Raw genomic sequence first — 21363 nt, 5'->3', positions numbered from 1 at the left:
GGACTGATTTCTGATCCTGCTTCGATGCGTAGGATAATGCGTAAAGACAAATAGATAGAGCAGTTCTACGATTCCGTTTTAAGCGGAACCGCTCTAAAAACGCCAGCGGTTATGCCGCTGGCGCTTTTAGTTTGGCGGGCATGCAAAAACAAAAGGCTGCGGTCACCCGCAGCCTTTGAAATTTCTCAAACCAACGTTATGTTTTAGTCGTCGCGATAAACTTTTTCACGACGCTCATGACGTTCCTGCGCCTCAATGGACAATGTCGCAATTGGGCGTGCATCCAGACGCTTCAGGCTGATCGGCTCGCCGGTTTCTTCGCAGAAACCATAAGTGCCTTCGTCAATCCGGCTCAGAGCCGCATCAATCTTGGAAATCAGCTTCCGCTGTCTGTCGCGAGCCCTAAGCTCGATTGCCCGGTCCGTTTCGGAGGATGCCCTATCCGCCAGATCGGGATGGTTTGCATTTTCCTGCTGTAGCGCATCAAGCGTTTCACGCGCTTCGCGAAGAATATCATTCCTCCAGGCGATTAGTTTCGCTCGGAAGTAAGACTTCTGCCGTTCATTCATGAACGGTTCGTCTTCAGTGGGCCTATAGTCAAGGTCGATTAATTCACTCATTCTGAATCACCCCACATCTAGGAGACGCGTGCGGTTATATAAGTCCATCGTCCAGTCGACACAACATCAAAGAAACGTATCCCACTACTTTTTAGTGCATCAATTTTGTGTGTATTTGCAAAAAATTTGTGCAAATGGCGCGCGCAACAGATACTCCGGCCATTATGTCTGGAAGATGACACAGAGGATTAAAAATAGATTGCAACGGGAAACATGATCTCAGCAATTCCGTTACCGTTGCTCTATTATGCCCAATAAATCAGCACCAATCCGCTGTGAAAAACGTCAGGCAACGGTGGAAAATTACGCCACACGATGCAGCAACCGCGCATTTTAGCGAAAATCATGGCAAAACATCTGTATAGCCACGTTCGGAACGTTACAGATGAGTCGCTTGCTTCTCCTACGACATGCCAAAGCCGTCTGGGCAAAGCCCGGGATGAAAGATTACGACAGGCCGCTGGATGTGGAAGGCCACAACGCGCTCGACAGGCTCGCCGAGGCGATGCGCGCGACAGGCCTTCTGCCTGACCGCGTGGTGCTTTCCGGCTCCTGCCGTACGCGGGAAACCGCCTTCGGCCTGCAGACAAGGCTGGGCGTCGAGGTCGAAACCATCATAGACGACGAAATCTATAGCGGCGGCGCAGCGGAATATCTGCGCTCCATTCGCGCGCATGGCGATGTCGAGACGCTGATGCTGGTCGGGCATAATCCGAGCATGGAAGATCTGGCGCTTGCCGTGTGCGCCAAAGGCGACCGGGAGAGCCTTGACCGTCTGCATGCCGGTTTCCCCACCGCCGCCCTCGCTACAATCATTTTTTCCGAAAAGCTGAGCGATCTCAGCCGCGAACACGGATTTCTTGAAAGTTTTCTGCAGCCGTGAGCTTGAACGGGATCCTGACGCGCCTTCGTCTTGCGAAAAGGGTTCATTGTCTTATTTATACGTGAACCGGGCTTCACCCTGCGAGGACATCATTGGCAAAGCTTACCAGCATCGGCGATGAAGCCAAAATCGCACTGGACACACTGACGGAACGTGCGACCGGGCTTCTTTCTCCGTCGCTGCGCCTTGGGGTGACGGGCCTGTCCCGCGCGGGTAAAACGGTTTTCATCACCGCACTGGTCCACAATCTTGTTCATGGTGGCAGGCTGCCGATGTTCGAAGCGTATAAGTCGGGGCGGATCTCCCGCGCGCTTCTGGAGCCGCAGCCCGATGACGCTGTTCCGCGTTTTCAATATGAAGAACATCTGTCGGCGCTTATCGACGAACGCGTCTGGCCGGATTCCACTCGTGCCATTTCGCAGCTTCGTCTAACCATTGAGTATGAAACCGCATCAGCATGGGGACGATGGCTGTCTCCTGGACGACTCTCGGTCGATATTGTCGATTATCCCGGCGAATGGCTGCTCGATCTGCCACTGCTCGGCAAGAACTATGCCGAATTCAGCGCAGATTCCTTCGCCTTGGCCAACGAACCGACCCATATCGATCTGGCGCAGCCGTGGCTAGCGGATGCCGCCTCGGTCGATCCAGCCGAAAAGGCGGATGAACTGACGGCGCAGCGGCTGGCAAAAAGTTTTACCGCCTATCTGCGGGCCGGAAAAGCGGACGAACGCGCATTGTCCACCCTGCCGCCCGGTCGCTTCCTGATGCCCGGCGATCTTGATGGCTCGCCCGCGCTGACCTTTGCGCCACTACCCAACCTCGCTCCGGAACACATAAAGGCCGGATCGCTCGCGGCCATGATGGAACGGCGCTATGAAGCGTATAAAACCTATGTCGTGAAACCGTTCTTTCGCGAGCATATTGCGCGGCTGGACCGCCAGATCGTGCTGATCGACACGATGCAGGCCATGAACGCTGGTGGCGCCGTGGTGGCGGACCTCGAACGTGCGCTGACCGATATCCTGTCCTGCTTCCGCCCCGGGCGCTCCAATCTGCTGACCGGCCTCATCCAGCGCCGTATCGGGCGAATTCTGGTGGCCGCGACCAAAGCCGACCATCTGCATCATGAAAGCCATGATCGCTTGCAGGCGATTGTCCGCCGTCTTGTGGAACGCGCCATCGAGCGCGCCAATTTTTCGGGCGCAGACATCGATGTTCTGGCCATGGCAGCCGTGCGCGCAACCCGCGAAGCGACCGTCACACAGGGAAAAGAGGTTCTTCCGGTCATCGTCGGGACGCCGCTCAAGGGCGAGCGCATCGACGGCGATATTTTCGATGGCGAAACAGAAACCGCTATATTTCCCGGCGACTTGCCGAAGAATCCTAACGCGATCTTTGAAGAGGTTTCCACACCAGACGACCCTGCCATTCGCTTCGTGCGGTTCCGCCCCCCGCGCCTTGAACGCACCGCCGAGGGCGTGACGCTGTCGCTTCCTCATATAAGGCTGGACCGCGCCCTTCAGTTCCTGATCGGAGATCGTCTGGCATGAGCGATGACACACCGCGCAAACCGACCTCCTTCAAGGTTGCCCCCCAGCCACGCGTTCAACCGGTACCGGAAGCGCCTGACGAGACGCCGCGCCGACCCCGTGCCGTCAAAGATTTGGAGCAGATCGTCGTAGAGCCGGATATTTTCGAACTCAGCGACGAAGAAGCCGCCGAACTCGAAGTTCTTGATCCAGCCTTCGAAGCACCGAAGCGCAAGGGCTGGTTTGGCGGATGGTCGCTCGGCAAGATATTGACCGGCGCACTGGGTGTTCTGGTTTCTTTTGCCGTTGGCATCTGGACCGAAGATCTCATTCAGGCGCTTTTTGCCCGTGCAGGTTGGCTCGGCTGGACCGCTCTGGCGGTGGCGCTCATAGCCCTCGCCGCTTTCATCGCCATCATAACCCGTGAATTGCTGGCCCTGAGACGCCTCGCCTCGGTGCAGCATTTGCGCAGGGACGCGGCGGACGCCGCAGAGCGCGATGACATGGCGGCTGCGCGCAAAGCGGTCGATGAATTGCGCGCCATTGCGGCCAACCTGCCGGAAACGGCGCGTGGACGTCAGCTTCTGGACGGTTTGACCGACGACATCATCGATGGGCGCGATCTGATCCGACTCGCGGAAACGGAAATTCTGCGCCCGCTCGACCGTGAAGCGCGCGCGCTCATTCTCAACGCGTCGAAGCGCGTATCGATTGTGACGGCGATCAGCCCGCGGGCGCTTGTCGATATTGGCTATGTGATTTTCGAATCGGCGCGGCTCATTCGCAGGCTGTCGCAGCTTTATGGCGGCAGGCCCGGTACGCTTGGCTTTATCAAGCTCGCGCGGCGCGTTCTCGCCCATCTGGCCGTCACTGGCACCATTGCCATGGGCGACAGCGTGATTCAGCAACTGGTCGGGCAGGGTCTGGCGTCGCGGCTGTCGGCCAAGCTTGGCGAAGGCGTGGTGAACGGCCTCATGACGGCGCGGATCGGCATAGCGGCGATGGAGGTCGTGCGCCCCTTCCCGTTTAACGCTGAAAAGCGCCCCGGTATCAGCGATTTCATCGGCGATCTGGCGCGCGTCAATGGCGACCGAAACGCCGCTCCCAAGTCTGGCAAGGCTGCAGCGCCCAAGGCCCAACCATGAGTTTTTCCGGGAAAACCCACTGACTTCCAGCCCGATGAAAACCAAGCGTTAACCATTCGCGACGATTATTAGCAGATAGAAATCCTGCGTCAGAATCGTGTGATCTGGTCGTTTGGCACAATCCTGTTTCGGTGTGCCCATCCAGTCCGTTTGTTTCTGATAGTGCCGGTTATTCCGGCTTTTTGCAGCGTATGACACGACATTCGGTCGTGACATACTGACCAACAACGATTAGGAATGGCGTCCAGTAAAGGTCGCAAATTCCGGGACAGAGCCGAATATGAAGAATTGCATCGCTGCCTGCCTGACGCTGCTGCCCGTCTCGCTTTCCGCTGCGCCGGTTCTGGCCGCAGACAAGGACAAGCAGTTTTTCCAGACGATAGAAGGCCAGTGGTCTGGCCCCGGCGAAATCGTTGCCGGCAAGTACAAGGGCACCAAATTCGTCTGCAATCTTGCTGGCACCACACCGGATGATGCCGTTGGCATGACGCTGGATGGCAACTGCCGCGTCGGTGTCTTTTCGCAGCCCATGAAGGCTACCGTCACCCGCGTCGGCTCCGGCTATTCCGGCAAGTTCAATGATGGGTCGGAAGGCAAAGGCCTCGACGTTACGTCCGGTTCTGTCAGCGGCAACAAGATGGTGTTCGGCCTTAATCGCAAACAGCTGAACGGCGCCATGCTGGCCCGCATTTCCGATCAGAACACGATGAATGTCACCGTGTCGGTGCGTGTCGAAAAGGAACTCGTTCCGGTTATCGGCATGAGCCTCAAGCGCATTGATAATGTCGCCGTCGGCAGCATCGCCAAGAATTGACTTTTACAGTTTTATTGGTTCCACCAGCCCGCATCCGTGCGGGCTTTTTCTATTTCGGATGATGGAACGTCCGCTTTCCATTCTGCAACCGTTCGCCCGGCGACTTTCAAGGATGGTGCGATATCGCTGAGTGGCACAAGCACAAATGCCCGCTCCTGCATGCGCGGATGCGGCAACTGGAGTTCCGGCAGCGCCATCGCAACAGGCTGCCCGGCAGCATCTTGCATGGCCAGAATGTCGATATCGATGATGCGCGGCCCCCAACGCTCCAGCCGAACGCGTTTCAGCGAGCGCTCCACGTCGAGACATGTCGCGATCAGTTCCAGCGGTTCGAGCGTGGTTCGCAGCTCGGCGCAGGCATTGTGAAACCAGGCCTGATCGGTCTTGCCCCATGGCGGAGTGCGATAAACGGGTGAAACGGCGACCACACTAGTATCCGCGCGCGCATCCAGCATACGCAGTGCGCTGCCCATCGAAAGAACGGGATCGTCAATATTCCCGCCGAGGCCAAGCCAGGCGCGATAGGGTCCTGCGACTGCGCTCACTGCGGATGAACCACCGTGACCTCAACATGATCCAGAACACCCGGCACTGGCGCATTGGGCTTGCGAATGGTGATTTCGGCGCGCTTGATCTGCGGAAACCGCTTGCTCAGAGCCTTGGCGACATCAAGCGCCAGCGTTTCGATCAGATAGCGCTGGCGACCGGTGATGATTTCCTCGATCACCGTGAAAGCCGTTCCATAATGGACGGTCCCTTCAATATCATCGCTTTCCAGCGCATTGCCGGGATCGACATCCAGAATGGCGTCGACATAAAAACGCTGACCGAGTTTGTGTTCTTCATCGAACACGCCGTGGTGCGCAAAGAATGCGCAATTCATAATCCGGATCGTGTACACGGCTTCACTTTCTCATATTCTCGCTGCGCTTCACTTGCAGGATAGCATCCGCAATCGCAAGTGCGTCTCTATTAAAAGCGACATTGTGAACGCGAAAGATGTCGGCTCCTGCCAGTCGCAACGCAACCGAGGTCGCAGACGTAGCTATATCACGCTTCAAAGGGTCGGTCTCGCCCGTGATCGTGCCCACAAAGCGTTTGCGCGATGTGCCCACCAGCCACGGATAGCCGAAACGATGTAGTTCCTCCATCCGTGCCATCAAAACCACATCCTCCTCCACGGTCTTGCCGAAACCGAAACCCGGATCAAGCATGATGCGGGATCGATCAATGCCTGCCGCAGCGGCAATCTCCAGCGACTTTTTTAGAAAAACGGCGCGATCCTCAATGACATCGGGATCGGTTTCCCGGTCGCGGGTCGTATGCATGATGACAAGCCCTGCCCCCGTCTCGCGGGCAACACCGGCAATAGCCGGTTCGCGCTGCAAGCCCCAGACATCGTTGACGATATGCGCGCCAGCCTCCACCGCCGCTCGGGCCGTTGAAGCCCGATACGTATCGACGGAAATGATGCAGCCGAAACGTTCCGTCAGCGCCCGGATGATCGGTACAACACGGGCCACCTCTGTTGCGGCTTCGACGCTCTCAGCGCCCGGCCTCGTCGATTCACCGCCAACATCAATGATGGTGGCGCCGTCCTCGAGCATCTTTCCGGCAGCGGCAAGCGCCGTTTCGAATTCATTGTGATGCCCACCATCGGAAAAGGAATCCGGCGTAATATTGAGAATGCCCATGATTACGGACTTTTCCCCGAACTCAAGGCTGCGCCCGTGAGCCAGTTGCCAGATTTTCGCCATTTCCGGATATTCCTGTATAGATGCTAATTAAGGCCCGCGATGCAACCAAGCTGGCCGAATGTCATTTAACCAAAGCGTTATAGTTCTCTTGACGTTTGCATGCCATGCTGCGACGGCAAAATATGAGTTTATTCCGAGTTTAGGAAAAAGGTGCCAGAATATGATTTTCAAAAAGCGGATTCTGGCTTTTGGCGCAGCTCTTGCAATCCTTGCATCTCAGGCCGACGCCGCATCGATCTTCCGTGAATTCAAATATTACACCGTCAATGGCAAGACAGCTGCCGAACTCGACAAGGCGCTCTCCCGCAGCGGCCCCTTTCTGAAGAAAACAGGGCAGCATCATCCTGGCGCCGCTGAAATCCGATTCGACGCCAAAGTCCGCTATGGTCGTGCGCCGGGCAAGGCCTGCAAGGTGCAGGACGTTTATGTCAATGTTCACGCGAAAGTCTCGCTGCCGCGCTGGGCGCAGCGCCGCAAGGCGACAGCGGAACTGGCTCTGATCTGGGACACGCTCTATCAGGACATTCGCCGTCACGAGGAAAGTCATATCGTCATCGCGCGCAGCCATGCCAGCGAGATGGAACGACAGATCCGCGCCCTCCCCACTCGCTCGGACTGCGCCGTTTTGCGCAAGGATATCGACAGGATCACCGCCCGACTGATGGAAGCCCATGACGAAGCGCAGCAACGCTTCGACCGCGTCGAGACCATCAATTTTGAAAAGCGCTTCGAGCGGCTGCTGACCTATCGTCTTGAAAAGATGAATCAACTGCCGCGCTGATTCCTACGATCCGGCTTTATGCAATCTCTTGCGCACAGCCTGCGTCATGAGGGCGGCTTCATGAAAACCGGACAGGATCAGCTTCAGCTTGCCCGGATAATAGCAGGCATCGCCAATCGCATAGATATCGGGCTGTGAGGTCGCGAAAGTTTCAGGTGCGACAGCAATGGCATTGCCAGCCCTTTCCAAAGCGATTTCGGCCAATGGATCGGGCCGCACGATCTGGCCATCCGGTCCGAAAGCACCGAGACCAGAAGCGATCACCACGGCATCAGCCGCAAATGAAGCATCGTTGGCCGTCGTCAGGACAAGGCGTTCTCCAGCGCGTTCCAACGTCGTGACGGTCTGACCGTAATGGAATGTGGGTTCGTAGGGCGCAATCTGTTCCAGGAGCCGGGATACCAGCTCGTCACCCATGATCGTGGGGAAACCCGGAATATCGAAGATTGGCTTGTCGGGATAGAAGGCGGAACATTGTCCGCCCGGCCGATCCAGCGCGTCGATAAGCTGACATCTGAACCCGAACAGGCCGAGCTGGAATACTGCGAAAAGTGCAACAGGCCCTGCCCCGATGATCGCTATATCATTCTTTATAACGATCCCCGGAGCCGCCGCCATTTTCTTAGTTCTGGCGTTCCGGCACCTGAACGACGAGACCGTCGATCTCATCGGTCACGCGGATCTGGCAGGACAGACGCGAAGTTGGACGCACCTCATAGGCGAAATCCAGCATATCTTCTTCCATCGGATCAGGCCCGCCAACCGTTTCCGTCCACTCTTCATCAACATAGACGTGGCAGGTAGCACAGGCGCATGCGCCACCGCATTCGGCGTCGATGCCCGGAATGCCATTGCGAATGGCCGCTTCCATCACGCTGGAACCGTTATCGGCCTCAACTTCGGTACGTGTCGCGCCGTCAGCAGATACGAATACGATCTTGGTCATTTTCATTCCTTGAAACGCGTGAAGCCACGCGATCTTTTATCCCTTGCGATGGATCACCTGAAATTGGGATCTGCACGCATAATCTCGCAATGGCAGATACGGCGTTCCGGCCTTAGTTTCAACTGCAAGAGCCCCGTTAAGCCCAACTGCGCCAATATGCCGTGTTTTATAATGTATAAGCGGTGCGCCAGCGCCGATATAATGGGTTTTCTGCAAAACTCCGCCTTGCCGTTGCGCAAGTTTGCGGCATATGATGACAAGATGGGAATGCAGACATGTCGGATGGACGAATCCTGCACCCGGCAAATACAGCTTATGATTGCGCTATCGGATATCGAATTCGAAATACGAGCAATTTTGTTAACGAATTTGCATCGCCTTTCGAACTGCAAAAAGCGACCCCTGCTGATTTCCACAACTTGCTGATAATTGCAAAAAGCCCGGAAACACCGCATTTTTATGAACCCAAGCGTTTTCTGTTAACCTTGTATTTAAAGTTTTAGGCATCAGCGGGTGTCGCCTATTTCCTTAACAGGACCGAGCCGATACGATGCAAAATGGCGGATAAAGTTTAGTAACGGCTCTTTGACGATCCGGCCGTCACGGTAATTGAGTACGAGGTAGGCGAACAATGGCTTCCAAATCCAAGGCACAAAAGCTCGACCTTGAGGTTGAAAAGGCACTAGAACAGGCACTCGACATCGACTTCGGCGATGATCTCGATATCGATATGGATTTAAGTGCGTTCGACGAGAGTTTTTCGGTCGACGATCTGGAAGAGCAGATTTCGCGCGCCGCTGAAGAGCTGGTCGCGGAACAGAAGACGAAAGCCGCTGAACCCGAAAAGGTCGCAGCCGTGGCAGCCGAAACCAAGGTCGCTCCGATCGTTTCTGCATCCGTTATCGCCACGCCTGCAGCACCACCCGTACCGCCGGTGGTCAAGGCCGTGTCTTCCACACAGCAGCCCCTGCAGCAGATCGTCGCCAATACGCCGCATAAGCCGACCCCGATCAAGCCCGACACGACGCAAGCCGCTCCTTCGCCTCAGGTAGCAGATGTGCCGGAAGCGCCGGAAGCAATCCTGCGCCCTGTTGCACCGGCGGCGACCGTCAGCGTTGCAGCGCCTGCCACACGCACACCCGCCAACGATGATTCGCGCAACGATCGTGCAATCGCAACCGCGCCGCGCCGCGTGACCGAGCGCACATCCAAGCTTTACTGGACCACCACAGCCATCAGCGTTTTGTGGGCTGCCGGTGGCGTCGCACTCAGCAAGGCCATCGATCCGGCTGTGTTCTCCAGCCTTGAGGCCACCAAGAACTTCTTCACCTCACCCGCAGGCATTGGTGTGGTTGCAGGCGTTGCCCTGCCCGTCGCCATGTTCTGGGGCTTTGCGCAGCTTGTGAAGCGCGCGCAGGAAATGCACAACGCCGCACGCAGCATGTCTGAAGCGGCGATGAAGCTGCTTCAGCCCGAAGCCGTATCGGCTGATCGTGTTTCGACGCTGAGCCAGGCTGTGCGTCGCGAAGTGGCTGCCATGAACGAAGGCATCGAGCGCACGCTCGCCCGCGCCGTCGAGCTGGAAACCCTCGTTCAGTCCGAAGTCAATCAGCTTGAACGCGCCTATAGCGATAATGAAGTTCGCATCCGTTCGCTGGTCGGCGATCTGGGCAATGAGCGCGAAGCCGTCGTCAGCCACGCTGAACGCGTTCGCTCGTCGATTTCCGGCGCCCACGAACAGCTCAAGGAAGAACTGTCGAGCGCATCCAACATCATCCGCGATAATGTTCTGTCTGCTTCCCAGCAGCTCAGCTCGCTGTTGAGCGAATCCGGCGAACGTCTAATCGGCAGCATCAATGAGAGCGGCAGCTCCATTGCCGAAGCCATCGAAACCCGCACGGGTGACATCGGTTCGCGCATCACGACCTCGGGCGAGGCTTTTGCCAATCTGCTCGATACGCGTATCGCAACGCTGGACGAACAGTCCCGCACGATCTCCGAACGCTTCACGACGGCTCTCGATGAACGCGCCGCTGGCATTGCCAATCTGCTTGGCAGCTCGACGCAATCGATGGTCAGCGAATTCGACACGCGCCTTGCCAATCTGGAAGGCACCTTGTCCGAACGCGGTCATGCCCTGCTTTCCGAGTTTGAGGCACGCGCTCATGCACTTGACAGCAGCACAGAGAAGCTCAACGCCGCTCTGGAAACACGCTCGCGTCAGATCAACGAGAACCTCATCGCCCGCACCCGTGAAATTGCCGAGACCTTCTCCGGCGGTCGCGCTTCGCTGAGCTCGATGATCGACGAAACCAAGACGAAGATCAGCGACGATCTGACCTCTATCGGTGAAAGCGTCGGCAATCTTCTCGGTGAAAAGGCAGCCGCCTTTGCAGGCAAGCTGGCAGAAAGCCGCGATGTGCTGGCTGCTTCGCTCGAAGGCGAAACTGACCGCGTGTCGGCAGTCATTCGCGGACATGCCGATACGCTGGCAGCCCGCACCGATGACATCCGCAATGCGATTGACGGTAGCGCATCGGCGCTCAACTCCGTCGCGGATAACCATGCGGCCATTCTGGCTGAGCGCACCAATGCGCTGCAGCAGGCAATGGCGAGCCATTCGGCACAGCTGGATGCAAGCTTTGCCGATCACGCCCGCTCGTTGGAAGAGCGCGCTTCCGCGCTGCATACGGTCATCACCGGCAATCAGGCCATGCTTGCTCAGCTGATGGATGAGCGCACGGCGGCAATGCGCGATAATTTCAACGAAAATCGCGAAATCATGGCGCGCGCATTCGATGACCGCGTCAATTCGCTTCAGGCCCTGATTGCCGACAACCAGGCTTCGCTGGCGCGCATTCTGGACGAACGCGCGGCAACGCTGGGCCAATCCATTGCCGCCGGACGCGACGCTTTCGAAGCAACGCTTGGCGACCATATTCGTCAGGTTGAGGAACGCACAAGCGGCCTGCGTGCTGTCCTGAGCAACCATAACGACTCGCTGGTCGATATTCTGAACGGCCATGAGCAGACGATTGAAACGCGGGCAGCGGCAATCCGCGCAACGCTGAGCGACAGCACGTCTTCGCTCAACCAGTCGCTGCAGGACCATAGCGATGTTCTGGATCAGCGCACCGCCAATCTGCGCGGCGCAATTGCCGACAGTGCCGCTGCCATCGGTCAGGCGTTCGAAGGCCAGACCGGCATTATCGAAGGGCACACGGCCAATCTCCGCAGTGTCATCGCCGAAAGCGGTTCCGTCATTGGCCAGGCATTCGCCAGTCAGAACGGTGCAATTGAAGAGCACACCGCCAACCTGCGAAACGTCATTGCGGATAGCAGCGCTATCATCAACGACGCGTTTGCTGGCCAGACTGGTATTATCGAAGAACGCACGCAGACCATGGAAAAGGCGCTATCCATCGGCGTCGACAATGTTCGCCGCGCACTGGAACAAAGCGCCGGTGTTGTTGCAAGCTCGCTGCGTGAGAAGATCGGCGAAGCGGCAAGCACGCTTTCCGCAGAAGCAGCAAAGGCCGGTCAGGCTCTGGATGGCTTCGGCGAAGCATTCAGCGCGCGCCTGATCGACAATCTGTCGGGCACGGAAGCACGCTTGGGCGAGCGCGCCGATGCGATTGCCGGACGCCTCGGCGATATCGAAACCCGCCTCACCGGCGAGCTCGGTTCTATCGAAGCCCGCATCGCTGACACCGCAACCAAGACAAGCGAGACCCTTGCCGGTCACAGCGAGGCTTTCGCTGCGAACGTTATCGATAATCTGGCGGGCACCGAAATCCGCCTCAATGAGCGCGCTGGCGCGATTGCAAGCGGCCTTGAAGCCATCGAAAACCGCCTCACCGGTGAACTCAGTGCCATCGAGGCCCGCATCGCCGATACGGCATCGAAGACGAGCGAAACCCTTGCTGGTCACAGCGAGAGCTTCTCTGTCAGCGTTGCCGACAATCTGGCAGGCACCGAAGCCCGCCTTGCGGAACGCGCCGACGCGATTGCCACCCGTCTGGGCGACATTGGTTCGCGCATCACGATGGAACTCGGCTCCGTGGAAGCCCGCATCGCGCAGGTCACGGATACAACGGCTGTTACCCTTGAAGAGCGCACCCGTGAACTCAATGCGGTTCTCTCGGCCCGCTCGCAGGAAATCACCAAGATCCTCAACGATACGGCTGAGCCGCTGGTCCAGCGCCTTGCCGATAGCGGACGCGGTCTGGCACAGCAGCTTGAAGAAGCAACCCATGCGGCAACCGACCGCCTGCGTTCGGAAAACGCCGCTCTGGTCAACGCACTGGCAAACCGCACGGCAGAAACCATTGCAGCCGTTCAGCAGGCAAAGGCCGGTCTCTCCGACAATGTCAGCGAGCTGATCGACCGCCTCTCCACTTCGAATGGCGAGCTTGGCAAGCTGATCGACGCTGCAACGCGCAACCTGACGGATATTGATGGACGCCTCGTCGATACCACGTCGAGCTTCGTTGAAAACACCAATCGCGCTGCGCAGATGTTCCAGGCCTCGACCGGCCTGATCGACACGAATATCGGTACGCTGCGTGCGCTTTCCGACAGCACCCTCTCGCAGATTGCCGACATTGCCGACCGTTTCGAAGACCATGGAAAGGTTCTTTCCTCGGCCTCCGACATGATCAATTCGGCGCAGAACGGTCTTGTCACCACGCTGTCCGACCGCCAGCAGGCGCTCGACAAGCTGGCTTCCGGCCTTGTCGAGAAGTCGGAAGGCATCGAGAAGCTGATGCAGTCCTTCGAAACTCTGGTTGCTTCGGCATTCCAGCGCGCAGAAGGCCAGACCCGCGCCTCGGCAGAAAAGATGCGCGAAAGCGTTTCGGAAATCGTCGAGCAGGCAGCGCAGAAGTTCTCGGCGGCAACCGACGATATCCGCCGCACCGCTGGCGAAATCCGCACCGAGTTGAATACGACCCGTGGCGAGCTGAAGCGCGGCGTTCTCGACATGCCTGCCGAAGCGAAGGAAACGACGACTGCCATGCGCAAGGCCGTGAGCGAACAGATCAGCGCGCTTAAGGAACTGGCTGAAATCGTCAACAAGTCTGGCCGTCTGGTCGATGTTGGTGAAAGCCGCGCAGACCGTACGGTTTCGCGTCCGGCGCCAGCTGCACAGCGCCCGGCCCCTGTTCAGGCGCCAGTTGCACCGGCCCCACAGGCTGATGTTGCCGTGCGCCAGCGCCCGGTTGAAATGCCAAAAGCTCCGGCTGCATCGGCACCTGCCGCTACCACTGACAAGCCTCGTGGCTGGGTTTCCGATCTCCTTGCCCGCGCATCGCGTGAAGAAGAAGAAGCCGTCCAGCCCAAGGCGCAGCCAACCGCCGCTCCGCGTTCGCCGAGCCATGTGGTTGAATCGTTGAACTCGCTTTCGGTCGATATCGCCCGTGCAATCGATCATGAAGCGTCGGTTGAACTTTGGGACCGCTACCGCCGTGGCGAGCGCAACGTCTTTACCCGTCGCCTTTACACGCTCAAGGGCCAACAGACGTTTGACGACATCAAGCGCAAGTATCAGACGGATGGCGAATTCCGCCGCGCCGTGGACCGCTACATGGACGACTTCCAGCGTCTGCTCGAAGACGTCGCGCGTAACGATCGCGATAATATGGTGACGCAGACCTATCTGACGTCCGATACCGGCAAGGTTTACACCATGCTGGCCCATGCCAGCGGTCGCCTGCGCTAATCAGGCACCAGACCACACGCAATTCAGAACGCGGCTTTCGGGCCGCGTTTTTTGTTTACCGAAAGGAAGTGAGACTAACAAACGTGGCAACGCGGCGATGGGTTGATAAGACCGAAATCCGGCGTGCTTTGGCTGCTACAGCCGGACAAAAGAAAAGCGGGGTTAAGCCCCGCTTTTTCATTTCAAATCATCTATTCTGCATTTGCGCGGTTTACAGCGATGAAACCGTCCAGCTGACGATTTCATTCACCGTACGATCAAAGGCTGCATCAAGCGCCTTCACGTAAGCCGCATTGCCGGTGCCGCTGACCAGTGCGGAATTCCGAAACACGCGTGTGGAGCGCACTTCACCGGTCTTGTCGTTCATAAGCTTGATGGCGAGTTCCACAACAGCCGTTCTGGAGCCGCCGCTAACCTGAACGCCAAACATGCGAAGATCAGTCAGGATCTGATAATTGATCGCCAGACCATCACCCGGACGCCCAACACCGCCAAACACGCCGGTATTCTCATAGGCCTGGACGAGGCGAGACTGGACGATATTCGTCAGCCTGTCGCCCCATTGTGCGCCCTTCAGATACTCGATGGAACCCGGCGCGGAGCTGATGACGATATTCTCGCTGTCCAGCGCCTTCAATGCTGTTGGCGTCGGAACCAGCAGCTGCAGGCTCTTGCGGCTCGGCGACGAAACAGATGGCTTCGGCGTGGCGAGATTGAATGTGTCGAGAGGTGTCGTCCCACAGCCCGCGAGAAGCGCCGCCAGCAAGAGCGAAACCGAGCCCACGGCACCAATCTTGCGGCGCGATTTCAAGCCATGCGTCTCGCCTGTCGAATTTTCGCTTAAGAAAATCAATGACGCGCCCTTCCGTTATACTGGGGTACACTGCCTTGCCCGCCGAAAATCAGACGCTGCGGGTTGCGTTCTAGATCTGTGATGGCCTGCTCAATACGGTGTATGGACCGGCGGCTATCCACGACCACCGACTGCACGTCGCGCAATCCCTGACCTGAAAAACGCTGCAAATTATCTGCAATCGGTCCGAGGCGCTTGTCGAGATTGTCCGAGGTCTGGCGAATGGATTCGAGCGTCGCCTTGGCCTGCGCCACCACACCGTCCTTATCGTCCGTAGACAGAAGCTTGTCGGTCTTGGCCAGAATGCCGTCAACGCGCACCGAAGCCGCATTGAGCCGCGCCATCGTTTCCTTGGCATCCTCGATGATCTGCTTGATGTTTCCGGTGTTGGAACCCAGTTCGTCAAGCACATCGGCGTTTTTGGCCAGTGCGTCGGTGAATGTCTTGGTGTTATTGATCGTGTCGGTCAGAGGACCACGCGCTTCTTTGACAAAGCCTTCCAGCTCGCCCAGCACAGTGTTGGCCCGTCCGAAAATATCCTGCGCGGTGGCAAGGAGATTGTTGACCGCAGATGGATCGGCGTCGATACGCGCGACGGTATCCTCCTTCGCCGCTTCGGTCAGCAGGTTAGGCTCGTCCAGGCTGCCGCCCTTCAGTTCGATATAGGCCTGTCCGGTCAGGCCCTGAAAGCCGAGCGTTGCAGCCGTCGAGCGCGTGATCGGCGTGCTGCCATTCACGCGCGTCTGCACGATAACCATTTCCGGGTTGCTCTCATCAAGGCGCAGACGACGGACATCGCCAACCTTGATACCATTGAAGAGAACCTGACTGCCGACAGTCAGGCCCGTCACGGAGCCGGGAATGCGCACATCCATGGGAATGGAATCACGGGCCTCGCCGAAGCGCGCAATCCAGTACACGAATCCGAAAGCCAGCAGGCTGACAAGCAGCGTGAAAACCCCGACCAGAACGTAATTGGCTTTTGTTTCCATATCTTATCCCGTCTGCAAGCGGCTGCCGGGCCGCCGTCTTGATGGCGCCGAAGTATCGATCTGGCGCGCACGCTTGCCCCGAAAATAGGATTTAACCCACGGATCGTCTACATGCAGCATGTCTTCTATCGTGCCGCTGACGAGCACTTTCTTGTTGCCCAGAACCGCTATGCGGTCGCAGATCGCAAACAGGCTGTCGAGATCGTGTGTGACCATATAGACCGTCAAGCCCATCGTATCGCGCAAATTCGCGATCAATTCATCGAATTCCGCGGCGCCGATAGGGTCGAGACCCGAGGTCGGCTCGTCAAGAAAGACGATGTCCGGATCGAGCGCCAGCGCACGTGCCAGAGCGGCGCGCTTGATCATGCCGCCGGAAAGTTCCGACGGAAATTTCTCTGCCGTATCCGGCTTCAGTCCCACAAGATCGATCTTCAGTCGCGCCAGCTCATCCATCAGCTTTGGCGACAGATCGAGATATTCGCGCATCGGCACCTGAATATTTTCAAGCACGTTGAGCGCCGAAAACAGCGCGCCATGCTGGAAAAGAACGCCCATCCGCATGTCGATGGCCATTTTTTCCAGCTCATTGAGGTGATCGATATTGCGCCCAAGAATCTCGATTTCGCCGGACTGCTTCTTGTTCAAGCCCAATATGGTGCGCATCAGCACCGACTTGCCCGATCCGGACGGACCGATGAAGCCCAGAACCTCGCCCTTGTAGATATCGAGGGACAGCTTATCGAGCACCGGCGCACGGCCAAACGACACCGTCACGTCGCGCACCGAAATCATCGGTATCGCCGTGTGGTGGCCATCGTCCTGCTGTGGTTGCGACTCTGCGTCGATACCGTTCTCCATATCTATTCTTTAACCGAGCCGCGCTTCCGACTGAACAGCGGAAGGCCAATGCAGGATCAGTTTTTTGTGTAACTGTGTCTCAAAGAACCCAAACAAAACAACGGCCATATAAAATTCTAGAAATTGATCGCTGCGTAGAACATCGCAAACATGCCATCGACAACGATAACCACAAAAATAGCCTTCACCACCGATGCTGTGACCCGGCGTCCAAGTGATTCTGCACTTCCGCCGACCTTCATACCTTCGACCGAAGCAAGAATACCGATAATCATCGCCATGAATGGCGCTTTGATCAAACCGGCGAAATAAGTGTTGAGCGCCACGGCATCATGCAGACGGCTGATAAAGGCCTCCGGCGAGATATTGGAATAGAACCATGCGACACCACCTGCCCCTACCAGTGCCGCCAGATTGGAAATAATGGTCAGCAGCGGCAGCACGATGACGAGCGCAACAAGGCGCGGAAACACCAGAACTCCAACGGGATTGAGCCCGATGACGGTCAGCGCGTCGGTTTCCTCGCGCATTTTCATGGAGCCTATTTCGGCCGTGATGGCGCTGCCGGAACGACCGGCAATCATGATCGCAGTCAAAAGCACGCCCAGTTCACGCAAAACCAGAATGCCAACCAGATCGACCACGAAGATTTCAGCGCCAAAATAGCGAAGCTGAAACGCGCCCTGCTGTGCGATAATGGCGCCCACAATCGTCGACATCAGCACGATAATGGGAATGGCACCCACGCCCATGCGGTCCATCTGCGTCACGATGGCGGCAATCGGAATTCCGCTCCCACGACCATATTTCAGCTGCGCGCCGCGAATGGTGGCGCCCAGAATATGCATCGACATCTTGAAGTCGTTGTAAATCGAGACGACACCGCCACCAAGGGCTGCCAGAAACGCGATAACGAAGAACGGCTTTTTGGCGCGCGGAACGTCGAGCGCGCGTTCGACGGCACCGCCGACTTCGTCCATCAGCGGTGCCCAGGCTTCGCGGATACCTTCAAGCTGAACATCCGCCTTCTGGGTGATGAGACGCTGCCTCAGCCGCTCGACAAGCCACGCGCCTGCCGTATCGAGGCCGGAAATGCCGGAAGCATCGATATGCGTGGATTGGCCGCCCGCAACTTTTTCGAGACTGCGCATTTTGTCATCGACGAGATGAACACTCTGCGAAACCCAGCGTCCGCTCAGGCGGACCACACGCACGCCATCCTGATCGGCCACATCGATCTTTGGCGCGACATTCGCAGCGGCTCTTGCTTTGTCAGCAGTGTCGGTCAACATGGCAAACCTCATATACGAGTCGTAACACGACCGAAATACAGCGTATTGGAGCATCCGCCCGTTGAATCAGACGAATACCCCAATTTCGCTCTCTCACGCACTATCTCATCCCAAAAGCCCATCAACTTTTCGGGATTGAGATTCGGAAGGCTCTCCATGCAGAATACCTTGAACATCCTCGTTGAACGCTACCCTATCGCCGGAAAATTCACAATTTCGCGCGGGTCGAAGACCGAAGCAGCGGTTGTTGTGTGTGCAATCGGCAACGGTGAACATCAGGGGCGCGGCGAATGCGTTCCCTATGCACGCTATGGCGAAAGCATCGAAAGCGTCACGGCAGCAATCGAAGCCGTCCGGGCACAGATCGAAGATGGTGCAACACGTCAGGATATCCAGACGCTGATGCCAGCCGGTGCCGCCCGTAATGCGGTCGATTGCGCCCTGTGGGATCTGGAAGCCAAGACCACCGGCAAACGTGTTGCCGATATGCTGGGCGGTGCGTTCAAGCCGCTGGAGACCGCGATTACCGTTTCGCTGGGCACGCCGGAAGAAATGGCGGAATCGACCGCTAAAGTCGCGCATTATCCGCTGATCAAGGTGAAGATGGGCGGCGACAACGACATTGAACGCATTCGCGCCGTTGCCGCGGCAGCGCCGAACAGTCGCATCATCATCGATGCAAACGAAGGCTGGACCGATGCGAATATTGCCGAAAATATGCGCGCCGCTGCCGATGCGGGCGTGATCCTCATCGAGCAACCCCTGCCCGCAGGCAAAGATGCGATCCTGAGCCAGATCGAACGCCCGGTCATGATTTGCGCCGATGAAAGCGTTCACACGTCAGAGGGTCTGGAAGAATTAGCCAAGCGCTATGATGCCGTGAATATCAAGCTCGACAAGGCGGGCGGGCTGACTGAAGGGCTAGTGATGCGCGAAAAGGCCATTGGGCTCGGCCTGAAGATCATGGTCGGCTGCATGGTGGGCACATCGCTCGGCATGGCGCCCGCAGTTCTGCTCGCCCAGAAGGCAACGGTTGTCGATCTCGACGGACCACTGCTCCTTGCACAGGACCGCGAACCCGGCCTTCGTTATGATGGCGCGCTTATTTATCCGCCGGAAGCGACTGTCTGGGGCTGAACTGCCTGATAGTCCCGAACGGGGGGCTGTCCGCCCCCTATGGAAGTCAAAGCCTCTTCAAAGATGTCTGCGCAGGCATCCCAGGTGAAGGGTTTTAGAACCTGTTCCGGTTCGAAAGGCTCAAGCTCCAGCGCGGCCAGACAGGCCGCGCGCAAGTCTTCCGAAAGAACACCCGCGCCCGTCGCGCCGATGACGTCTTTCGATCCCGGTACGGGAAAAGCCGCAACAGGCAGACCGGATGAAATTGCTTCCAGCAGCACGAGGCCAAACGTGTCTGTCCGGCTCGGGAAAACAAACACGTCCGCCGACGAATAGGTTTCGGCCAGCGCCTCGCCTTCCCGCTTGCCGACAAATACCGCATCGGGAAAGCGCGATTTCAGATCATCGAGTGCCGGGCCGTCACCGACAATCAGCTTGGTGCCGGGTAGATCGAGACTGAGAAAGGCGGGTAGGTTCTTTTCCGTCGCCACGCGTCCAACACAGATGAAAACAGGTTCCGGCAGACCGCGGCTCACATTGGCGCGGGCATGGAATACACCGCGATCCACGCCGCGTGTCCACAGATTGAGGCCGGTAAAACCGCGCTCTTTCAGATCATCCAGAATGGATTGGGTGGGAACCAGCGTATGCGATGCGGCATTGTGAAACCGCCGCAGAAAGCCATAGCTCCAGCTCAAGGGAACCGGAAAGCGTTCCGCAACATATTCAGGAAAGCGCGTGTGAAAACTGGTGGTGAAACTCCAGCCCTTTTTCAGACATGCCTGTCGCGCCATGTAGCCGAGCGGACCTTCGGTGGCGATGTGGATATAGTCAGGCTGCATTTGCACCAACCGCCGCCGAAATGCGCCGGGCGTGGTCAGCGCCAGTCTGACTTCCGGATAGGTCGGGCACGGAACCGACTTATAGTCGAGTGGCGAAACCACAATCACCTCGTAACCGCGCGCGCGCATCATATCCTGACATTTGGTCAGTGTCCGAACAACGCCGTTGACTTGCGGATGCCAGGCGTCGGTGACGATGACGAGCTTGTTCATCCGGCAATTTTCGCCGCGCTACGGGCAGGACGTGGCAGACGGACTATCCTGTTGTCGTCGGCCCAATTATCGTGAGCGATGGCCCTGCCGCCGGACGATTTTTCGTCGCGCATTTCCGTCCAACTGACCAGTTCCATACGTCCGTCGAAATGCTCCAGCACCGCTGTGCAGCTTTCCACCCAGTCGCCGGTGTTGATATATTCAACATCGTTCATCTTTTCGATGGTGGCGTGGTGAATATGACCGCAAATGACGCCATCGACACCGATGCGCTGCGCCTCTTCGGACACCACCGTTTCGAACTCGCCGATGAAATTGACCGCCTTTTTCACGCGGAATTTCGCCCAGGCCGAAAACGACCAGTAGCGCAACCCGAAGAGCGAGCGCAAACGGTTCATCGCCGTGTTGATCCAGATCGCCGTGTCATAGGCCCAGTCACCGAGATAAGCGATGAAACGGGCATTGCGCACCACCACGTCGAACTGATCGCCATGGATCACCAGAAACTTGCGGCCATCCGCCGTCTCGTGAATGGCGCGGTTTATCACTTCGATGCCGCCGAAATGCGTTCCCTGAAAATTACGCAGGAACTCGTCGTGATTGCCTGCAATGTAGATGATGTTGGCGCCCTTGCGGCTTTTGCGGAGAAGCTTCTGGACAACGTCGTTATGTTCCTGCGGCCAGTGCCAGTTGCGCCGTAATCGCCAGCCATCGACGATATCGCCGACCAGAAAAATCGTTTCCGCATCATGGTAGCGCAGGAAATCAAGAAGCAGGTCGGCCTGCGCGGCCTTTGATCCCAAATGCACATCCGAGATGAAAATCGTCCGGAGTTTCTTGGCCTGCGCTGCATCGGTGCTCATTTGGTTGTCCCTCTCAATGGCAACCTGAAACTACGTGCAGAGAACCTGATTCATGTCACAGAGTTATGACGGGACTGTAATGCGCAGATGACAGTGGCCGACGAACAGACAGCCCCATGCAAAACACGATCACC

19 protein-coding genes and 1 pseudogene are annotated in these 21363 nt (G+C 57.5%); 8 read left to right on the top strand and 12 right to left on the bottom strand.

Going from position 1 to position 21363, the window contains the following annotated elements; translation table 11 throughout:
* Positions 1-203 precede the first annotated feature (203 nt).
* Positions 204-620 carry an RNA polymerase-binding protein DksA gene (dksA, locus tag D8666_RS02075; RefSeq protein ID WP_109368939.1) on the bottom strand — a complete coding sequence of 139 codons (417 nt, stop codon included), beginning with the start codon at positions 618-620 and terminating at the stop codon, positions 204-206.
* A gap of 385 nt (positions 621-1005) precedes the next feature.
* On the opposite strand from dksA, the gene D8666_RS02070 reads away from it, so the two are divergent.
* The 4 genes from D8666_RS02070 (at position 1006) to D8666_RS02055 (ending at position 4994) form a co-directional block, all read left to right on the top strand.
* Positions 1006-1503, top strand: coding sequence for a SixA phosphatase family protein (locus D8666_RS02070; protein ID WP_121536127.1), 498 nt, complete (start codon positions 1006-1008; stop codon positions 1501-1503).
* A gap of 92 nt (positions 1504-1595) precedes the next feature.
* On the top strand, positions 1596-3056 hold the full coding sequence (locus tag D8666_RS02065; RefSeq protein WP_121536125.1) for a YcjX family GTP-binding protein: 1461 nt from the start codon (positions 1596-1598) through the stop codon (positions 3054-3056).
* Positions 3053-4180, top strand: a complete 1128-nt coding sequence (locus D8666_RS02060; RefSeq protein WP_121536123.1) for a YcjF family protein — start codon at positions 3053-3055, stop codon at positions 4178-4180. The genes D8666_RS02065 and D8666_RS02060 overlap by 4 nt, the downstream gene beginning before the upstream one ends.
* Positions 4181-4460: 280 nt before the next feature.
* The gene (locus tag D8666_RS02055; RefSeq protein WP_121536121.1) at positions 4461-4994 is read left to right on the top strand and encodes a hypothetical protein; all 534 of its coding nucleotides are present in this window, start codon (positions 4461-4463) and stop codon (positions 4992-4994) included.
* 11 nt (positions 4995-5005) lie between these two features.
* Here the strand turns inward: D8666_RS02055 and folK are convergent, their stop codons facing one another.
* From folK to folP, 3 genes are all read right to left on the bottom strand, one after another.
* On the bottom strand, positions 5006-5467 hold the full coding sequence (folK, locus tag D8666_RS02050; RefSeq protein WP_235858880.1) for a 2-amino-4-hydroxy-6-hydroxymethyldihydropteridine diphosphokinase: 462 nt from the start codon (positions 5465-5467) through the stop codon (positions 5006-5008).
* 68 nt (positions 5468-5535) lie between these two features.
* Positions 5536-5895, bottom strand: coding sequence for a dihydroneopterin aldolase (folB, locus tag D8666_RS02045; protein WP_109368933.1), 360 nt, complete (start codon positions 5893-5895; stop codon positions 5536-5538).
* 4 nt (positions 5896-5899) lie between these two features.
* The gene (gene folP, locus D8666_RS02040; RefSeq protein ID WP_121536117.1) at positions 5900-6751 is read right to left on the bottom strand and encodes a dihydropteroate synthase; all 852 of its coding nucleotides are present in this window, start codon (positions 6749-6751) and stop codon (positions 5900-5902) included.
* 160 nt (positions 6752-6911) lie between these two features.
* Here folP and D8666_RS02035 point away from each other — a divergent pair, with 160 nt between their 5' ends.
* A complete protein-coding gene (locus tag D8666_RS02035) occupies positions 6912-7532 on the top strand; it encodes a DUF922 domain-containing Zn-dependent protease (protein WP_109368931.1) in 621 nt (206 codons plus the stop codon).
* Between the two features lie 3 nt (positions 7533-7535).
* Here the strand turns inward: D8666_RS02035 and D8666_RS02030 are convergent, their stop codons facing one another.
* Positions 7536-8150, bottom strand: a complete 615-nt coding sequence (locus tag D8666_RS02030) for an NAD(P)/FAD-dependent oxidoreductase (RefSeq protein WP_121536115.1) — start codon at positions 8148-8150, stop codon at positions 7536-7538.
* A gap of 4 nt (positions 8151-8154) precedes the next feature.
* On the bottom strand, positions 8155-8478 hold the full coding sequence (locus tag D8666_RS02025) for a 2Fe-2S iron-sulfur cluster-binding protein (RefSeq protein ID WP_109370221.1): 324 nt from the start codon (positions 8476-8478) through the stop codon (positions 8155-8157).
* 608 nt (positions 8479-9086) lie between these two features.
* On the opposite strand from D8666_RS02025, the pseudogene D8666_RS24635 reads away from it, so the two are divergent.
* Together D8666_RS24635 and D8666_RS24630 are read left to right on the top strand one after the other, a co-directional pair.
* Positions 9087-11680: pseudogene (locus D8666_RS24635) on the top strand (apolipoprotein A-IV repeat region-like domain-containing protein); the annotation flags it as partial.
* On the top strand, positions 11654-14197 hold the full coding sequence (locus D8666_RS24630; RefSeq protein WP_371830787.1) for a hypothetical protein: 2544 nt from the start codon (positions 11654-11656) through the stop codon (positions 14195-14197). The pseudogene D8666_RS24635 and the gene D8666_RS24630, both read left to right, overlap by 27 nt.
* Before the next feature lie 211 nt (positions 14198-14408).
* Here the strand turns inward: D8666_RS24630 and D8666_RS02010 are convergent, their stop codons facing one another.
* The 4 genes from D8666_RS02010 to D8666_RS01995 all read right to left on the bottom strand — a co-directional run bounded on the left by D8666_RS02010 (position 14409) and on the right by D8666_RS01995 (position 18195).
* Positions 14409-15008 (bottom strand): ABC-type transport auxiliary lipoprotein family protein, encoded by a 600-nt coding sequence (locus tag D8666_RS02010; protein ID WP_121536302.1) that lies wholly within the window; start codon positions 15006-15008, stop codon positions 14409-14411.
* 38 nt (positions 15009-15046) lie between these two features.
* Positions 15047-16042 carry an MlaD family protein gene (locus tag D8666_RS02005; RefSeq protein ID WP_121536109.1) on the bottom strand — a complete coding sequence of 332 codons (996 nt, stop codon included), beginning with the start codon at positions 16040-16042 and terminating at the stop codon, positions 15047-15049.
* 3 nt (positions 16043-16045) lie between these two features.
* Positions 16046-16903, bottom strand: coding sequence for an ABC transporter ATP-binding protein (locus D8666_RS02000; protein ID WP_121536107.1), 858 nt, complete (start codon positions 16901-16903; stop codon positions 16046-16048).
* A 116-nt stretch (positions 16904-17019) separates the two neighbouring features.
* Positions 17020-18195, bottom strand: coding sequence for an MlaE family ABC transporter permease (locus D8666_RS01995; RefSeq protein WP_121536105.1), 1176 nt, complete (start codon positions 18193-18195; stop codon positions 17020-17022).
* A gap of 156 nt (positions 18196-18351) precedes the next feature.
* Here D8666_RS01995 and dgcA point away from each other — a divergent pair, with 156 nt between their 5' ends.
* Entirely contained in the window at positions 18352-19332 is a 981-nt protein-coding gene (dgcA, locus tag D8666_RS01990; protein WP_121536103.1) for an N-acetyl-D-Glu racemase DgcA, read from the top strand.
* On the opposite strand, the gene D8666_RS01985 is transcribed toward dgcA, so the two are convergent.
* Both D8666_RS01985 and D8666_RS01980 read right to left on the bottom strand, forming a co-directional pair.
* Positions 19302-20366: a glycosyltransferase family 4 protein gene (locus D8666_RS01985; RefSeq protein WP_121536101.1), complete on the bottom strand. Its 1065-nt coding sequence runs from the start codon at positions 20364-20366 to the stop codon at positions 19302-19304. The genes dgcA and D8666_RS01985 overlap by 31 nt on opposite strands.
* Positions 20363-21229 carry a UDP-2,3-diacylglucosamine diphosphatase gene (locus D8666_RS01980; protein WP_121536099.1) on the bottom strand — a complete coding sequence of 289 codons (867 nt, stop codon included), beginning with the start codon at positions 21227-21229 and terminating at the stop codon, positions 20363-20365. The genes D8666_RS01985 and D8666_RS01980 overlap by 4 nt, the downstream gene beginning before the upstream one ends.
* Positions 21230-21363: the final 134 nt, after the last annotated feature.

Source organism: Ochrobactrum soli (assembly GCF_003664555.1).
GTDB classification, from domain to species: domain Bacteria; phylum Pseudomonadota; class Alphaproteobacteria; order Rhizobiales; family Rhizobiaceae; genus Brucella; species Brucella teleogrylli.
Note: the sequence above shows the minus strand (reverse complement) of the source record. Positions and strands in the feature narration are given on the sequence as shown.